Genomic DNA, 17,745 nt, shown 5'->3' with positions numbered 1-17,745 from the left:
GCAGAAAGACAAATACAGCTGGGGCTGGAAGAATAGTGTTTAAGCCCCCTTTTAGGGGGCCGCGTCAAAGCCGCCTTCTATGAAGGCGGATTTTTACTTATAAAGATAATAATAACGTTTTGAAATATGTGCATAGAGTCTCATTTTATTGAGATAAGAGTGCTTATTATTCCATGCCATTGGGCATCCAAGGTATAAGAAGGAAAAACGATGCGTAAAGTGATGTTGGCATTTAGTACAATTGTACTTGCTGTTGGTTTAAACGGTACAGCTCAGGCAAAAATACAAATGCCAGAACAAATCAGTTCAGGGGTCACGGCGGTAGAGCTTTCTCAACGTCAGGCAGTGCATTGGGTCTCCGTAGAGCAAATTGAAAAAAGTTTGCAAAATCAGCCGCCAATGGCCGTCGGGTTTGATATTGATGATACGGTATTGTTTTCCAGTCCCGGTTTTTATCGGGGTAAATTGGAATATTCGCCAAATGATCATAGCTATCTGAAAAACCCAGAGTTTTGGAAAAAAATGAATAATGAATGGGATAAGTTCAGTATGCCAAAACAGGTTGGTATCGATTTGGTGCGGATGCATTTGAAACGGGGTGATGATGTCTACTTCATCACTGGACGCACTAAAACCAAAATAGAAACAGTTACCAAATATTTACAGGAAGATCTCCATATTCCTGCTGATAAAATGAACCCTGTTATTTTTGCTGGTGATGATCTTGGTAAGAATAATAAAATTAGCTGGATGAGAGATCATAAACTGAAGATTTATTATGGGGATGCAGATGCTGATATTGCTGCGGCCCGTGAATTGAATATTCGTGGTATTCGTATTCTGAGAGCATCCAATTCTTCTTATCAGCCTTTACCTAAAGCAGGTAAATTTGGAGAAGAGGTGGTGATAAACTCAGAATATTAATATGAAATTTTATTATATTTATTTCTTATTAAAGGCACTTTAAGTGCCTTTTCTTTTTTAGGATTAACATAATCTAATTTATTATAGTAAAAATTTCTTTTGACTCATGTAATTGGAGATAATTAAAAATCTTTCTGTCTTAATAAGTAATTATGTATATAATTACTATTATTTTCTTCTGATAAAATAGTTCTGCCGATAATTAGAATAAGTCATTGGATAGCCAGATATACCCAGAAAATTTCATGTACAGTGTTAAGGCTGATGAATGCAGTCGACGAAGCTGTCTCCATGAAAAAGAGGGGTATACATAAAAAGCGAGGTGAACTCTTATGGCAAATTACACGGTAAGATTACTGAAATTTTCTTTTATTTGTAGCATATTAGTGGTATCAGAGGGAACCTTTGCAAATCAACAAAATGGATTGATAGCAAATGATGTCCAACAATTGTCAGGGGAGCAAAAAAAAGCAGATATCAACATATCCTCTACTCAGATATTTCCTGTATTTTCAACAAATTCTCTTGAAGAAAGTAAGGAGCAATTACAGAACTTATTGCCGAAAAAAATAACTCCTGTTTTCTCTGAGCAATTAGCCAGATTATATTCGGTAAATAACATGAAGCCATTATGGCAGGATAAAAATGCTATACAGTATTTTGAACGGCAATTATTTGATTTGTCGTTAGCTGGGTTTCAGCCTCAATTTGGGAAATGGCTTGTGCAACTTAATTATCCTGAATTAAGTGATATGGGGCGAGATGTCATTCTATCTGATGCTATGCTAGGTTATCTTCATTTTATTAATAACATTCATAAGAAAGGGGATTCATGGTTATATAGCAAAACACCTTATAAAATCGATTTACCTTCTTATGATTTAATTGATAAATGGCAAAAGCATATTTCTAGTAATAGCCTTAGTGGTTATATTTCGGGATTATCTCCTGCTCATTCCATGTATGAAAATATGCGCAGTGAGATGCTAAAACAATTATCGGATAAACAGCCGTGGTCTGAATTTTCGATGAAAGAAATGTTAAAACCGGGACAAAGTAGTAAAAGTGTCACCGTATTAAGAAATATATTAATTCGAACTGGTACTTTGGAGTCATCAGCAGTCAGGCCCGAAAATAAGTTCTATAATAAAGAGTTAGTTGCTGCTGTAAAACGCTTCCAATCTTTACATGGATTATCCGCTGATGGTGTTATTGGGCAGTCTACAAGAGTATGGTTAAATACTACGCCACAAACCCGTGCCAGAATTATGGCTTTGAATATGCAGCGGTTACGCATCATTCCTGACAATCTTCCCACCGCGATTTTGGTGAATATTCCGAATTACTCGTTATTTTATTATCTGGATGGTGAGAAAGTTTTAACTTCTAAAGTTGTTGTTGGACGCCCAAGCCGAAAGACACCGATTATGAGCAGTGAGATGGACAATGTGGTAATCAATCCTCCCTGGACTGTTCCTGTCAGTATGACCCGTAAAGACATAGCACCAAGAGCTATGCGTGATCCCAATTATTTTCGTAGCCGTGGTTATACTGTTTTTTCCAGTTGGCATAGTGATGCTACAGTTATCAATCCCTCATCAATTAATTGGCGAGTGATAACACCTGGCAATTTCCCTTATCGGATACGGCAAGCTCCAGGCCCAACTAACTCATTAGGACGATTTAAATTTAATATGCCAAATTCAGAGGCGATATATTTGCATGACACGCCAAATCAGGCTTCATTCAATCGAGAAATGAGAGCGGTTAGTTCAGGTTGTGTGCGTGTTAACAAAGCACCTGAATTGGCCAATATGTTATTGGGAGATGCGGGTTGGGATAAAAGTCGTGTGAGTAATTCTTTAAAAACGTGGACAACAAAGTATGTGAATATATCGAAAAAAATCCCAGTATTCCTTTATTATCAGACAGCTTGGATTGATGAAAAAGGAAAGCCTCAATATCGGGCAGATATCTATAAATATGATAGTAATGCCAGAAAAAAATCTGAACGGGTGTCCCAAGCCTTGGTAACCAAACGGGATACATTGTCACCATAATTTTTATTAAATCATGAATGAAAGAAATTGATAATCGCATCTATGCAGTGAGGATAAGGAATTTATATCCTCACTGCTATTTTTTCTGCCTCTCATTTTTATTCCTTCCGATTGTTTTTCTTTTACTTATAACGTAATTATCTTGATCTGATCAAATAATAGGAGCTACTTTTTGTCTGTTGTTGTATTGTTAATTAATTAAATATAATTGTTAATATAGTTTTGAAATTATCCATACACCTCTATGGATTTCAAGATGTAATCAATAAAGAATAAAGCCATATCTTGAAAGACAATGGGGGATAAATCATAGAATAGCAGGGCATAATACATGAATAATATTGATCATAACCGCCGTAAGTGGCTTGGCGTAGGTATGGTTGCATTGGGGTTAGGTTTATTACCTCAACATGCACTAGCTACATTGACAATTCCACGCCCCAGAAGCCTACGTATAGATAATCTCCATACCGGAGAAACCATTAAGGCCGAATTTTTTGACGGTCGTCATTATAATAAGTCCGAACTTACTCGCCTAAATTATTTATTCCGTGATTATCGCCAAAATGAAATCAAAACAATTGATCCGGAGTTATTTAACCAGATCTACTTACTACAAATGATGATGGGAATAAATAAATCTATTCAATTGGTATCGGGCTATCGTTCATTAAAGACTAATAATATGTTGCGCCATAAAAGCTCTGGCGTGGCAAAACACAGTTATCATACCTGTGGTCAGGCAATGGATTTTCATATTGATGGGGTAGGGCTGACACATATTCGTAAGGCGGCATTGAAGATGAGAGCAGGTGGAGTAGGGTTCTATCCAAAAAGTAATTTTATTCATATTGATACAGGACTGATCAGGACGTGGTAATCTTATTATATCTTTCATTTTTCAAGTTGCCTCTCTGTTTGCTGCGCTACAACTTGAAAATTTATTAGGTATATTAAGAATTTGTCCTGATTGTGGAGTTAAGCAATACAATGAAATACCACATTATGCCTGTCACCGCTGCGATGCAGAATTGTACGTTGATCTGGTGCGAGGAAACTCTGGAGGCTGCAATTGTTGACCCCGGTGGTGAAGCTGAAAGGCTGATATCTGAAATAGAACGTCGGGGGATAAAGTTAACCCAAATTTTACTGACACATGGTCACTTTGATCATGTTGGTGCAACTGTTGATATTGCTACTTATTTTAATGTGCCAGTTCATGGCCCGCATAAAGCCGATGCTTATTGGATAGAAGCATTAGAGGTTCAATGTCAAATGTTTGGTGTCAAAGAATGCCCATCTTTTACCCCTGAACGTTGGCTGGATGAAGGAGATACATTACAAATTGGCAATATCCAACTTTCTGTTTTGCATTGTCCGGGGCATACACCAGGGCATATCATCTTTTCCAATCATGCTGAGAAGTTAATCTCGATGGGAGATGTACTATTTAAAGGTAGTATCGGGCGCACGGATTTTCCGAGTGGAAATTATGATGAGTTGATCCAATCTATTAAAGAAAAAGTGTTACCTTTGGGCGATGATTACCAATTCATTCCCGGACATGGGCCAATGTCAACATTGGGTCATGAGCGAAAAACTAACCCTTTTTTGTAAAACTGAGCGATAAATTTTCAGACCCAGAGGGTTTTGAGGTAAAAATAATAAAGCCGCTAACCAAGCGGCTTTATTATCAGGATGCTTTATGTACCTTATGAAAATTAAAGCACGGCAACGATAGCTTCACACAGTGGAACCATGTTCTCCAGTGTTAAGCCTGCTACGTTAATACGGCCAGAGCTGACCGCATATACGGCATATTCTTCACGCAGGCGCTCAACTTGTTCTTTAGTCAGACCACTAAATGAGAACATACCATTTTGAGCGATGATGAAGCTGAAATCTTGTTTTGTCCCTTTTTCTTGCAAAGTGTTTACAAACAACTGACGCATACGTTGAATACGTTCGCGCATTGTTGCCAATTCCTGAACCCATTCTGCTTTCAGTTCTTCGTTGGACAGAATGGTTGTTACTACAGATGCACCATGCGCTGGTGGGTTAGAGTAGTTGGTACGAACAATAGATTTCGCCTGACTGAATGCTTTTTCTGCGGTGTCACTATCTGCTGCAACGATGGTACAAGCGCCTACACGCTCATTGTACAGGCCGAAGTTTTTGGAGTAAGAGCTGGCAACGAGCAGTTCATTGTGATTTTTGGCAAAAATGCGCAGACCTTCGGCGTCTTCATCCAGACCTTTGGCAAAGCCCTGATAAGCGAAATCGAATACAGGCAACCAGCCATTTGCTGCAGATAAATCTGCCAGTTTCTGCCACTGTTCAGCGGTTGGATCAATACCGGTTGGGTTATGGCAGCAGCCATGCAGCAGAACAACATCACCTGCCTGTGCTTCAGACAGACTTGCCAGCATACCTTCGAAGTCCAGTGCGTGTTTTTCTGCATCGTAATAGTTGTATTCGCGGATCTCTAAACCTGCGCTGGTGAAAACACCTATATGGTTTGGCCAGGTCGGGTTGCTGATCCAAACACGTTTGGCATTGGTTTGTTTAGCAATAAAATCAGCGGCAATACGCAGTGCACCTGTTCCGCCTGGGCTTTGTACAGTACGGGCGCGTTTGTCAGTAACGATAGCGCTGGTGCTGCCGAAGAGCAGTTCTTGAGTTACACGACCAAATTCCGGTAATCCGCTAATTGCCAAATAATTTTTAGTAGTTTCATTTTCTAGCAGGAATTTTTCTGCTTTTTTAACGGTGGTCAGGACGGGGGTTTTACCGGTTTCATCTTTGTAGACACCAATACCCAAGTTGATTTTATTTTCGCGGGGATCAACTTTAAAACTATCCGCTAAACCAAGGATGGGGTCGGCAGGAGCTGCTGTGATTTTCTCAAACATTTTTTCAATTCCAAAATTTGGAGAGTTAAGCCCAAAATGAGTTATATGCCGCTCAGGGTAACCTTAAGGAATCCATTTGCCAACCACTAGTAGTAAAAAGAATAAAATCTTGTGAAGTAGTTTACGGAGTGAAGAAAATAGTCAGGAAAAACAGTGAAATAAAATAAAAAAGCAGCGCTCCGGCGCTGCTTTTCTGAGATAAATATGTTTAACTTTTCGCTAAACAGTTTATCAGCAGTGATTAGAACTGATAAGTCAGACCAACACCGAATACATTACGAGCACCTGTGTCGTTACCTTCGTTTTTGTTCAGTAGGTTGATTTTATAATCAACATAGGTAGACAGGTTTTTGTTAAAGTAGTAGTAAGAACCTACAGAAACATATTTGACTAGATCAGCGTTGAAACGGTCTTTGCCTTCAGTCAGATCTTTGCCTTTTGACTGCACATAAGCCAGAGATGGTTTCAGACCATAGTCAGCGAACAGGTATTGTGCAACTAATTCAACGTTTTGAGTTTTATTAGCAATACCGTCGTGTTTTATACCAGCAACATTTACTGAACCAGGGGTCATATTGCGGGTTTCGCCGTACATTGCTGCCAGATATACGTTGTTAGCATCGTATTTCGCACCGATGTTCCATGCTTCAGCACGTTTACCAAAGGCATTAGACTGTTTCTGACCATTACCTAAGGTACGGGCAGAATTAGCATAAGTACCACCAACAGTGATGCCGTAACCTACGTTGTAGGTAGCAGACAAACCGTAGCCATCACCATTTGCTTTCTTGATGTCTTCACGGCCATTTTTGGTGCGGTCGCTGTTCTGGCCTTGGTATTGCAGAGCAAAGTTCAGGCCATCAACCAGACCAAAGAAGTCAGTGTTACGGTAGGTCAACAGGCCAGTAGCACGGCCAGTCATGAAATTGTCAGTCTTAGCCATGGAGTCACCACCAAAGATTGGCAGTACGTCAGTCCATGCGTTAACGTCGTAGTTTACGCCGTAGTTACGACCGTAATCCAGTGAACCGTAGTTAGCGAATTTCAAACCAGCAAAAGCCAGACGGGTAGCAGTATCTTGCTTACCTTCTTCGGTGTGGGCTTTCAGATTGTATTCCCAACGACCGAAACCAGTCAGTTGATCAGTGATCTGAGTTTCGCCTTTGATGCCGATACGAGCGTAAGAAGCATCACCATCTTCACTGCTTCTCTTATCTGCGAGCTGATGACGGACGTCTACTTTACCGTACAGATCCAGTTTGTTACCATCTTTGTTGAAAATTTCGGCTGCGTTTGCTGTACCAGCAACCAGCAGAGCTGGAATTACCACTGCAAGAATATTGCGCTTCATTATTATTACCCTCATTGGTGTTATTCAGACATCTGTTACTGTCAGAAACAGAACACTAAAGTTTTTGGAACTATTTATGGGTATCAGGTGTCTTATTAATCTGCGCTCAGTGTTCCATTGGTCATAGGTTTTATCCACCCTCAAAATGCTACAAAAGCACAAAATTAGTAACCAAATGAAAATAGATATTTCAAATTGTAAATGTCAAGGAACTTTTTTTGCGCTGTTTTCGCCATAGAATGAAAAAAGCCAGCAAATGCTGGCTTTTCTTAGGATTAAATTTTGCGTATTTATTGAGCTAATTCATTAGAAACTTGCGTTTCTTGGTGTCCGTGGGAACGGGATAACATCGCGTACATTTGATACACCAGTAACATAAGCCACCAGACGTTCAAAGCCCAGACCGAAACCAGAATGAGGAACGGTGCCATAACGGCGTAGATCACGATACCACCAATAATCTTCTTTATTCAGTTCCATCTCTTCCATACGCTTATCCAGCATGTCCAAACGTTCTTCACGTTGGGAGCCACCAATAATTTCACCAATGCCTGGCGCCAGAACATCCATTGCAGCAACAGTTTTACCATCTTCATTCATGCGCATATAAAAGGCTTTGATGTCTTTTGGATAGTTTTTCATGATAACTGGCGCACCAAAGTGCTTCTCTGCCAGATAGCGTTCATGTTCAGATGCCAAATCAACACCCCAGTAAACAGGGTTTTCGAATTTATGACCACAGTTTTCCAGAATTTCAATAGCATCAGTGTAATCCAACTGAACAAAGTCTGAATCAACAAATTTTTCCAGTCGGATAATGACTTCGCTATCAACACGTTCTGCAAAGAACGCCAGATCATCAGCGCGTTCTGCCAAAACGGCCTTGAAGACATACTTCAGCATTTCTTCAGCGAGTTTGGCGATGTCGTTCAGATCGGCAAAAGCGACTTCTGGCTCAAGCATCCAGAACTCAGCCAGATGGCGGCTGGTATTGGAGTTTTCAGCACGGAAAGTCGGCCCGAAGGTGTAGACTTTGCTCAATGCACAGGCGTAAGCCTCACCGTTCAGCTGACCGGATACTGTCAGGAAGGCTTCACGTCCGAAGAAATCTTTGCTGAAATCAACGTCACCTTTATCCGTCAGTGGCAGGTTTTGCAGATCCAAAGTGGAAACGCGGAACATCTCTCCCGCACCTTCGGTATCTGAAGCAGTGATCAAGGGAGAAGATACCCAAAAGAAACCTTTCTCATGATAGAAACGATGCAGAGCTTGTGCCAGAGTGTGACGAACACGGGCAACTGCGCCAATCAGGTTGGTACGTGGGCGGAGGTGGGCCACTTCACGTAGATATTCAATGCTGTGGCGTTTCGCCGCCATTGGATATGTATCAGGATCTTCCACTATACCAACGACAACCACTTTGGTTGCTTGCAGTTCGAAACTCTGGCCTTTACCTTGTGACTCTGCTACTGTGCCGGTCACTTCCACAGAGCAGCCAGTAGTCAGATTCAGAATTTCATCCTGGTAATTAGGTAAATTATTATTAACGACGGCCTGTAATGGATTAAAGCAGGAACCGTCATGGACGGCGAGGAATGAGATACCAGCTTTAGAATCTCTCCTTGTACGTACCCAGCCGCGGACGGTGACTTCGCTGCCAACCGGAACACGGCCTTGCAGTACATCGACTACAGGCGCTACGCTCATAAATTTCTCTCTTCTTTATATATAATAGTGAAATAGATAATTGGATTTATTGTAAATAGTGTCAAATGGCACTATGGCTCTTTATCTTACTTGTCATCTCACAGGAAACAAGCAGAAATTAAGGGGATTAACGGGGAAATAAAGAGAAAAGTTATTTTTCTTCCCGGCATAACCGGGATCTATCTGGTTATGCCGGAAACAATCAGTAGAAACTATACCGGAAACTACACGGCTTTTTTCATTTCCGGTATATCAAACGCTCTGCGTAATCTATTGACAAACTCAACATCTTCACAAATGGTTTTGCCGGGGCTGTCAGATAGCTTAGCCACCGGTTTACCGTTGCATTCAACAAGTTTGATCACAATATTCAGCGGTTTTATACCCGGAATATTACAGGTTAACCGTGTGCCAATGCCAAACATAACATTGATTCGCTTGTAAAAATGTTGATAGAGAGCCAGAGATTTTTGCAGATCCAGACTGTCTGAAAATACCAACGTTTTGGTCAGTGGATTGATACCCAGTGATTGGTAGTGTGCAATTGCTTTTTCACCCCATTCGATTGGGTCACCGGAGTCATGGCGCAGGCCAATATAAGCGGTAGCAAAGGATTTATCAAAATCCCGCAGGAATGCATCCATCGTAATGCAATCTGTCAGGGCAATGCCCAACTGCTCTGGGTATTCATTCAACCAAGTCTGTAATGCTGCCCGCTGGCTGTTGGCAAGTTCAGGGCTGATTTGTTGATGTGCCTGAAACCACTCATGAGCTTGTGTGCCAAGAGGTGCCAGATCCAGCTGTTGTGCCAGTTGGTAGTTACTGGTGCCAATCAGATAAGGAAAGCTCTCTTTCAGCTCCTTGACAATGGCATACTGCACTTCATGTGAAAAACGGCGACGAGTGCCGAAATCCATCAATTTGAAACCGGACAAATCGATATTTTCTGCTGTGGCGTCTTGATGGAACAGCTCGATTAATTTTCTGAGCTGACTGACAGCCACTTCCGGTTTTATTTCAGGAGAACGGTGACGGTGAACCAGTTCACTGATTAAGGCAAGCAGCGGGACTTCCCATAGAATAACGTCACGCCATAAACCTGAAATTCTGATGGCTAACTGTCCCTTATCAGTAACAGAAACTTCGACTTGTTCTGGGTTAAAACGAAAAGTTTTGAACCAGTCCAGATAATCTTGTTTAAAGAACGGTAAACTGGAAAGATATTCAGCCTCGCGTTCTGTCAGGGCTAAATCAGCCATCATGTTAATTTGATGACGTAATTCCTCGGCATATTCACCGAGTAGCTCATCACCACGACAACGAAATTCTGCAACAACAGGAATATCATTGTAATGGTGGTACACTGCTTGCTGCATATGAAATTTATAAGCATCAGTGTCAAGCAGTGATCTGATAATCGGGGTAGCGTCTAAAGTCATGGCGCGTCAAACATCCTCGCGGAGCATTTGTGTCTGCTAAATCGATAAAGTCGGAAGAGTATACCGCGATTATTTCGTTATTAAAGCCACATAATCACATATATTTTTCCGGACAAGAGATTAAGGTTGATCAATTTATAGATGATATCATGTTAAATACAATATGAGATGATAATTAGCACAAAAGCACCAATATATCGATTACATCATTTATACCTTTATTTAATAAATTATTAACATATGAAAAAAGAGATTTCAAGATTGAAAGGATGGGATCTCTGTGGCAGCGTTAGCTTCTCAATCAAGTAATGAAAAAGGTTTCTTATGACAAAACAGCGGTTTATTAAACATCGTCTGGATTATAAAGCGCCAGATTACACGATTACAGATATTGATCTCGATTTTGTTCTGGATGCAGATAAAACAACTGTAACGGCAACCAGCCAGGTAAAACGTCTGATTAATGACATTGCACCCCTCATTTTGGATGGGGAAAATCTCACACTGAAGAGTATTCATATTAATGATACAGCGTGGGAACATTATCAGGAGCAGGATGATAAATTAATCATAGAACAATTACCCGCGCAGTTTACTTTGAAAATTGTTGTTGAAAATCATCCATCTGCTAATACCGCACTTGAAGGTCTGTATGTGTCAGGTGATGCTCTGTGTACGCAGTGTGAATCGGAAGGTTTTCGTAACATTACTTACTATCTGGACAGACCGGATGTATTGGCTCGTTTTACGACCCGTATTACCGCAGATAAATCCAAATATCCTTTCTTATTGTCTAATGGTAACCGCGTCGAGCAGGGAGAGCTTGATGATGGCCGCCATTGGGTGAAATGGCAGGATCCATTCCCGAAACCCTCTTATCTGTTCGCGTTGGTGGCAGGGGATTTTGATGTTTTGCGTGATACTTTTATTACCCGTAGTGGTCATGAAGTTGCTCTGGAGCTGTTTGTAGACCGGGGTAATTTGGATCGTGCCGATTGGGCCATGACATCACTGAAAAACTCCATGAAGTGGGATGAGACTCGCTTTGGTTTGGAGTATGACCTTGATATCTACATGATTGTCGCTGTTGATTTCTTCAATATGGGGGCGATGGAGAATAAAGGGCTAAATATCTTTAACTCAAAATATGTATTAGCTAAAACTGAAACGGCAACAGACAAAGATTATCTTGGCATTGAAGCCGTGATTGGTCATGAATATTTCCATAACTGGACGGGAAATAGGATCACCTGTCGTGATTGGTTCCAGTTAAGCCTGAAAGAAGGGTTGACGGTATTCCGTGATCAAGAATTCAGTTCTGATTTAGGTTCACGTTCTGTTAACCGTATTAATAATGTGCGTGTTATGCGCGCAGCACAGTTTGCTGAAGATGCCAGCCCAATGGCGCATCCTATCCGCCCTGATCAAGTAATGGAGATGAATAATTTCTATACGTTGACAGTCTATGAGAAAGGTTCGGAAGTGATCCGAATGATCCATACATTGTTGGGTGAGGAACAATTTCAGGCGGGAATGCAGCTTTATATTCATCGTCATGATGGTAGCGCAGCAACCTGTGATGATTTTGTTCAGGCGATGGAGGATGCTTCAAACGTTGATTTGACATTATTCCGTCGTTGGTACAGCCAATCCGGTACTCCGGTAGTGACTGTCCGCGATGAGTACGATGCAGAAAAACAGCAATATACTCTGCATGTCACTCAGATGACACCACCAACTGCCGATCAGAAAGAGAAGCTGCCACTACACATTCCGCTGGATATTGAATTGTATGATGAGGATGGCCGGGTGATCCCACTGTGTCGTGATGGTCAGTTGGTTCACTATGTCCTGAATGTTATCAATGCAGAACAATCATTTGTATTTGATGTTGTTCCGTCACAGCCAATTCCTTCTTTATTACGTGAATTCTCGGCACCGGTGAAACTGGATTATCCATATAGTGATTCCCAATTGGCTTTCTTAATGAAGCATGCACGTAATGAATTTTCCCGCTGGGATGCCGCACAAGCACTATTGGCTAATTATGTAAAACTGAATGTTGCCCGCTATCAGCAATCTCAGCCAATAGAGCTGCCAATGCATGTGATTGATGCATTCCGCGCGGTATTGTTGGATAAGGAAATTGATCCTGCGTTGGCTGCCTTGATCCTGACACTGCCTTCTGAAAATGAAATGGCAGAGTTGTTTACGGTGATTGATCCACAGGCTATTCATGAAGTGCTTTATGCTATCACGCGTAGTCTGGCTAATGAAATGGTGGATGAGTTCGCTGCTGTTTATCACAGTATTCACACAGGAACATATCGTGTGGAACATCAGGATATTGCGAAACGGGCATTACGCAATATTTGTCTGCATTATTTAGCTTTTATTGAAGATAAGGGGCAGGCAGATAAATTAATCGCGGCTCAATATTATCAGGCTGATAATATGACGGATACTATTGCTGCGTTATCTGCGGCAATGGCGGCAGAATTACCTTGCAGTTATCAGTTGATGGATGAGTTTGATCAACGTTGGCATCAAGATGGTTTGGTTATGGATAAGTGGTTTATTCTTCAGGCCACTAGCCCTGCGTTTGATGTGCTTGATAAAGTGCGTAGCTTGATGAAGCATCGTTCTTTCAGTTTGAGTAATCCGAACCGGATTTATTCGTTGCTGAGAACTTTCTTTGTCAATAATGCAGTAGCATTCCATGCTGAAGATGGGCGTGGTTATCAGTTCCTGAAAGAAGTATTGACTGATTTGAACAGCCGGAATCCACAAGTGGCGTCACGTTTGATTGAACCGTTGATTCGCCTGAAACGTTATGATGAAAAACGTCAGGCGCTGATGCGTGCTACTTTAGAAGAACTGAAAGAACTGGAAAACTTATCTGGTGACCTGTTTGAAAAAATCACCAAGGCACTTGAAAGCTAAGTTATGATATTTTCCTCCGGCAATAGCCGGAGGAGATTTTGCTGTTCAGATCTTCTTCTGTCGATAACTTGCTAACACAGCGACTTGTTAATATAGCTATTTGTTAATACAGAAATACACTGAAAAATATCTTCTTTGTAACGTTTACATTTTGACAGGATCTCTTTAAGATGCTCCGCGCTTATTTCACCGTCATCATGACCTGTCATTATGCTTGCAGGAGATTACATGTATTATCCTCTTCTAAAAAAGGCATTGTTCCAGCTTGATCCGGAACAGGCACATGAACTTACTTTCCGCCAGCTCAAACTTGTTACCGGTACTCCTTTCGAATTTCTCATCCGCCAATCAGTCGCTGCTAAACCCGTCACTTGTATGGGGTTGTCATTTAAAAATCCTCTTGGTTTAGCTGCTGGTCTTGATAAGAATGGTGATTGCGTTGATGCATTTGGCGCGATGGGCTTTGGCTTTGTTGAAATTGGTACAGTAACGCCACGCCCACAAGCCGGGAATGATAAACCGAGATTATTCCGCGTTGTTGAAGCAGAAGGCATTATTAATCGGATGGGTTTTAATAATCTTGGCGTTGATAATTTGGTTGAGAATGTAAAAAGAGCAAAATATGACGGAATTATCGGAATTAATATTGGTAAAAATAAAGATACACCAGTAGAAAATGGTAAAGATGATTATTTAATTTGCATGGATAAAGTTTATTCTCATGCAGGTTATATTACGATTAATATCTCTTCACCTAATACACCGGGCCTGAGAACATTACAGTATGGTGAAGCACTGGATGATCTCTTATCTGCGATTAAAAATAAACAAAGTGAACTACAACAAAAATATCAAAAGTATGTTCCTGTTGCTGTGAAAATTTCGCCAGACCTGACAGAAGAAGAATTAGTAAAAATCGCCGATAGTTTAATGTGCCATCACATTGATGGTGTTATTGCGACTAATACCACATTAGATAGAAATATTATTGAAGGATTGAGTCACTGTCAGCAAGCTGGTGGTTTGAGTGGTCGCCCTGTACAACTGCACAGCACAGAGATTATTCGACGTCTTTCTCAGGAATTAAAAGGTGAAATACCAATTATTGGCGTTGGTGGAATTGACTCTCTGGTTTCTGCCAGAGAAAAAATGGAAGCAGGCGCTTCATTGATTCAGATATTCTCTGGTTTTATTTATAAAGGGCCAAAGTTAATCAAAGATATTGTTAATTATATCTGAGTATTCGCTGCAATCTTGTGTTGAAGGTTTTGTGTTGGGGGTTTATTTCTGCCCCCAATTCGTCTATATTTTGTCTGACAGACTAATCTTTTAAATTCTTTTGAATTTCCATGATGGTGGTACTTATTTTTTAACAAGTAAACTATTTTGAGCATAAAAGGGTAACCAATGAGAATTAGACCTGATGATCAGTGGCGCTGGTATTTTGATGCCGAGCATAATCGTGTCATGCTCGATCTTGCTAATGGTATGGTTTTTCGTTCCCGTTTTCCTGCCAAAATGTTGACTATTTATGCGACCACAATGAAAGAAAGCTGTTTTTCTGTCGATGATGCAGCACTTTATTATACTTTCGAAGAGTATTCCCGCCGTATTAATATTGCACCAGAGCTCAGGGCTGAATTAGCGCTAAATGGATTAATTGCGTTTCGCTTTATGAAACCACAAATGCCAAAAAGCTGGTATTTTTCTGTTTTTTCTTTAATTACTAAACCGGAACAAGGAGAAATTGTTCAGGTGCGTTTACAAAACGATGGAACAGAAATTCTGTTTATGGTTGCTGAAGCTGGAGATAGTGCCAGCGTATGCTTATTAGTGCAGCAAAAATTAGATCTCGGTGATCGCGTGATGAATTTTTGCGATCCGATCAAAATAATGAATGATCGTTTAATTCCTTATTTTGAACCTGTTCAGGCGCCAATATATGACAAGGTGATTTAAGGTAATCTAACGTTATTGTATTATGGGAAGACAACAAATTAACTTTATAGCTTATAGATATTGATCTACATTAACCAAGAGCTGACTTTCCCTCTCTTTCACTATCTTAACTAATATCTTATCATCGAGAGTCTCCGGCATTTTTTCGTACAGTTCCGCAGTAACACAATAAAAAACAGGTTGATTTTTGTTCAGAGTGAGCAACCTTATGACATGTTGCTGGTATTAGCTATAATGGCAGCAATTTTTTGGTGGTATATTTTCTTGATAAATAATAGTCTTGGTGAATAATAGTATGAACTCTCTCTTTGCCAGCACGGCACGTGGACTAGAAGAACTGTTAAAAAACGAACTGGAAATGCTGGGTGCGCAATCCTGTAAGATTGCCCAAGGCGGGGTTCATTTTAAAGGCGATGAACAGGTGATGTATAAAAGCCTGCTCTGGAGCAGACTGGCATCCCGTATCCTGCTTCCACTTAATGAATTCAAGGTTTACAGTGATCTGGATCTGTATCTTGGAGTCCAATCTATTGACTGGACTGATATTTTTTCAGTAGATAGTACATTCTCAGTCCATTTCAGTGGTACAAATGAAGAAATCAGGAATACACAATATGGCGCTCTGAAAGTAAAAGACGCCATTGTTGACTGTTTTATTCGTAAAATAAAGCAACGTCCTGATGTGGCTAAGCAACAGCCGGATATCCGCATTAATGTCTTCCTGAATAAAGAAAAGGCAACTGTCTCCCTGGATTTAAGTGGCGATGGGTTACATATTCGTGGTTATCGTGATTTGGCCGGACAAGCCCCTTTAAAAGAGAATTTGGCTGCAGCGATTGTCTTGCGTTCTGGTTGGAATGCGGGAACGCCGATGGTTGATCCTATGTGTGGTTCAGGAACGTTGTTGATTGAAGCGGCAATGATAGCGGCAGATTGTGCTCCTGGTTTACGCCGTCAACATTGGGGATTCACTTCATGGCTGAAATTCAATGAAACAATCTGGCGTGAAGTTGTCACGGAAGCGCAGGTGCGTTTCCGTAAAGGACTGCAAGAAACGACTTCCCGCTTTTTTGGTATAGATATTGACCGTCGGGTTATGGATATGGCGCGCTCAAATGCCAGAAGGGCTGGAGTTTCCCAATTAATCCAGTTTCAACAGGGAGATGCGAGTAAGTTGGAAAACCCATTACTGGCAGGGGTAACAGGTACAGTATTGAGTAATCCGCCTTATGGGGAACGTCTTGAAAGTGAGCCTGCACTGATTGCTTTGCACAGTGTATTTGGCCGGATCATGAAAAGTCGTTTTCCGGGCTGGCGCTTATCTTTATTCAGTGCTTCACCAGAATTGTTGAGTTGTCTGCAATTGCGGGCTGAACGTGAGTTTAAAGCGAAAAATGGCCCTTTGGATTGTGTTCAGAAAAACTATTTTATCCAGGCAAACTCTTCCATCCAGAAAAGCGAGCAGTTATCAGACAAACCTCAATCATTGGATAGTGGTATTGCCGAAGATTATGCGAACCGTCTGCGTAAAAATGAGAAGAAGCTGAGTAAATGGGCTAAGCAGCAGGGTATTGATTGCTATCGATTATATGATGCAGATTTGCCGGAATATAACGTAGCAGTTGATCGCTATGCTGATAAAGTTATTGTTCAGGAATATTCACCACCTAAATCTGTTGATGCTAATAAAGCTCGTCAACGCCTATTTGATGTGATCAGTGCAACAATGAATGTGCTCGGATTACAATCTAATCAGTTGATCCTGAAAACCCGTCAGCGTCAGAAAGGCAAAAATCAATACGAAAAACTCGCTGAGAAGAAAGAATTCTTTTTGGTGAATGAGTATGGGGCGAAATTCTGGGTTAACCTGACAGATTATCTGGATACAGGACTATTCCTCGATCACCGTATTGCCCGTCGGAAATTGGGAGAAATGAGTCAAGGGAAAGATTTCCTCAATTTATTTGCCTATACCGGTTCAGCAACAGTTCATGCCGGATTGGGAGGAGCGCGCTCGACGACCACAGTAGATATGTCCCGCACTTACCTTGAGTGGGCTGAGAAAAACTTGCAGGTAAATGGTCTGACTGGTCGTCAGCATCGTTTGATTCAGGCTGATTGTTTGGGTTGGCTTGCGCAGACACGTGAACAATTTGATCTGATTTTTATTGACCCTCCGACATTCTCCAATTCCAAACGTATGGAAGATACATTCGATGTTCAACGTGATCACATTGCCTTAATGAAACAGCTAAAATGCTTGCTTCGTCGTGGCGGAACTTTAATGTTCTCTAACAATAAGCGTGGTTTCAAAATTGATTTTGCTGAACTGGAGAAATTAGGTCTGGTTGCGGAAGAAATCACAGAAAAAACTTTATCTCAAGATTTTGCCCGTAACCGCCAGATCCACAATTGCTGGCTGCTGCGTCACGTTGGCGAGGAAAAATAAT

General features: G+C 41.0%; 12 protein-coding genes and 1 pseudogene. 8 read left to right on the top strand and 5 right to left on the bottom strand.

The window, feature by feature from the left end:
• The first annotated feature begins 210 nt into the window (after positions 1-210).
• The 4 genes from aphA to Xbud_RS04270 all read left to right on the top strand — a co-directional run bounded on the left by aphA (position 211) and on the right by Xbud_RS04270 (position 4,601).
• The gene (aphA, locus tag Xbud_RS04285; RefSeq protein ID WP_099134898.1) at positions 211-924 is read left to right on the top strand and encodes an acid phosphatase AphA; all 714 of its coding nucleotides are present in this window, start codon (positions 211-213) and stop codon (positions 922-924) included.
• A 332-nt stretch (positions 925-1,256) separates the two neighbouring features.
• On the top strand, positions 1,257-2,984 hold the full coding sequence (gene ldtD, locus Xbud_RS04280) for a L,D-transpeptidase (RefSeq protein WP_099134897.1): 1,728 nt from the start codon (positions 1,257-1,259) through the stop codon (positions 2,982-2,984).
• 331 nt (positions 2,985-3,315) lie between these two features.
• On the top strand, positions 3,316-3,864 hold the full coding sequence (gene mepK, locus Xbud_RS04275) for a peptidoglycan L,D-endopeptidase MepK (RefSeq protein ID WP_099134896.1): 549 nt from the start codon (positions 3,316-3,318) through the stop codon (positions 3,862-3,864).
• 110 nt (positions 3,865-3,974) lie between these two features.
• Positions 3,975-4,601, top strand: coding sequence for an MBL fold metallo-hydrolase (locus Xbud_RS04270; RefSeq protein WP_099134895.1), 627 nt, complete (start codon positions 3,975-3,977; stop codon positions 4,599-4,601).
• Between the two features lie 104 nt (positions 4,602-4,705).
• Here Xbud_RS04270 and Xbud_RS04265 read toward each other — a convergent pair whose 3' ends face one another.
• The 4 genes from Xbud_RS04265 to pncB form a co-directional block, all read right to left on the bottom strand.
• Positions 4,706-5,896, bottom strand: a complete 1,191-nt coding sequence (locus Xbud_RS04265; protein ID WP_099134894.1) for an amino acid aminotransferase — start codon at positions 5,894-5,896, stop codon at positions 4,706-4,708.
• 241 nt (positions 5,897-6,137) lie between these two features.
• A complete protein-coding gene (locus Xbud_RS04260; protein WP_099134893.1) occupies positions 6,138-7,247 on the bottom strand; it encodes a porin in 1,110 nt (369 codons plus the stop codon).
• A gap of 306 nt (positions 7,248-7,553) precedes the next feature.
• Positions 7,554-8,954 carry an asparagine--tRNA ligase gene (asnS, locus tag Xbud_RS04255; RefSeq protein ID WP_099134892.1) on the bottom strand — a complete coding sequence of 467 codons (1,401 nt, stop codon included), beginning with the start codon at positions 8,952-8,954 and terminating at the stop codon, positions 7,554-7,556.
• A gap of 224 nt (positions 8,955-9,178) precedes the next feature.
• The gene (pncB, locus tag Xbud_RS04250; protein ID WP_099134891.1) at positions 9,179-10,393 is read right to left on the bottom strand and encodes a nicotinate phosphoribosyltransferase; all 1,215 of its coding nucleotides are present in this window, start codon (positions 10,391-10,393) and stop codon (positions 9,179-9,181) included.
• Positions 10,394-10,717: 324 nt separating this feature from the next.
• Between pncB and pepN the strand changes: the two genes are divergently transcribed.
• From pepN to Xbud_RS04235, 3 genes are all read left to right on the top strand, one after another.
• Positions 10,718-13,336: an aminopeptidase N gene (pepN, locus tag Xbud_RS04245; protein ID WP_099134890.1), complete on the top strand. Its 2,619-nt coding sequence runs from the start codon at positions 10,718-10,720 to the stop codon at positions 13,334-13,336.
• A 228-nt stretch (positions 13,337-13,564) separates the two neighbouring features.
• On the top strand, positions 13,565-14,575 hold the full coding sequence (gene pyrD, locus Xbud_RS04240; RefSeq protein WP_099134889.1) for a quinone-dependent dihydroorotate dehydrogenase: 1,011 nt from the start codon (positions 13,565-13,567) through the stop codon (positions 14,573-14,575).
• Positions 14,576-14,743: 168 nt separating this feature from the next.
• A complete protein-coding gene (locus tag Xbud_RS04235; RefSeq protein ID WP_099134888.1) occupies positions 14,744-15,295 on the top strand; it encodes a cell division protein ZapC in 552 nt (183 codons plus the stop codon).
• A 51-nt stretch (positions 15,296-15,346) separates the two neighbouring features.
• Here the strand turns inward: Xbud_RS04235 and Xbud_RS21270 are convergent.
• Positions 15,347-15,490: pseudogene (locus tag Xbud_RS21270) on the bottom strand (type II toxin-antitoxin system Phd/YefM family antitoxin); the annotation flags it as partial.
• Between the two features lie 100 nt (positions 15,491-15,590).
• On the opposite strand from Xbud_RS21270, the gene rlmKL reads away from it, so the two are divergent.
• Entirely contained in the window at positions 15,591-17,744 is a 2,154-nt protein-coding gene (rlmKL, locus tag Xbud_RS04225) for a bifunctional 23S rRNA (guanine(2069)-N(7))-methyltransferase RlmK/23S rRNA (guanine(2445)-N(2))-methyltransferase RlmL (RefSeq protein WP_099134886.1), read from the top strand.
• The last annotated feature ends 1 nt before the right edge of the window (position 17,745 follow it).

Origin of the sequence: Xenorhabdus budapestensis (genome assembly GCF_002632465.1) — a bacterium.
Lineage (GTDB): Bacteria > Pseudomonadota > Gammaproteobacteria > Enterobacterales > Enterobacteriaceae > Xenorhabdus > Xenorhabdus budapestensis.
The sequence above is the reverse complement of the archived record's forward strand: the minus strand, read 5'-3'. Positions and strand labels throughout refer to the sequence as shown.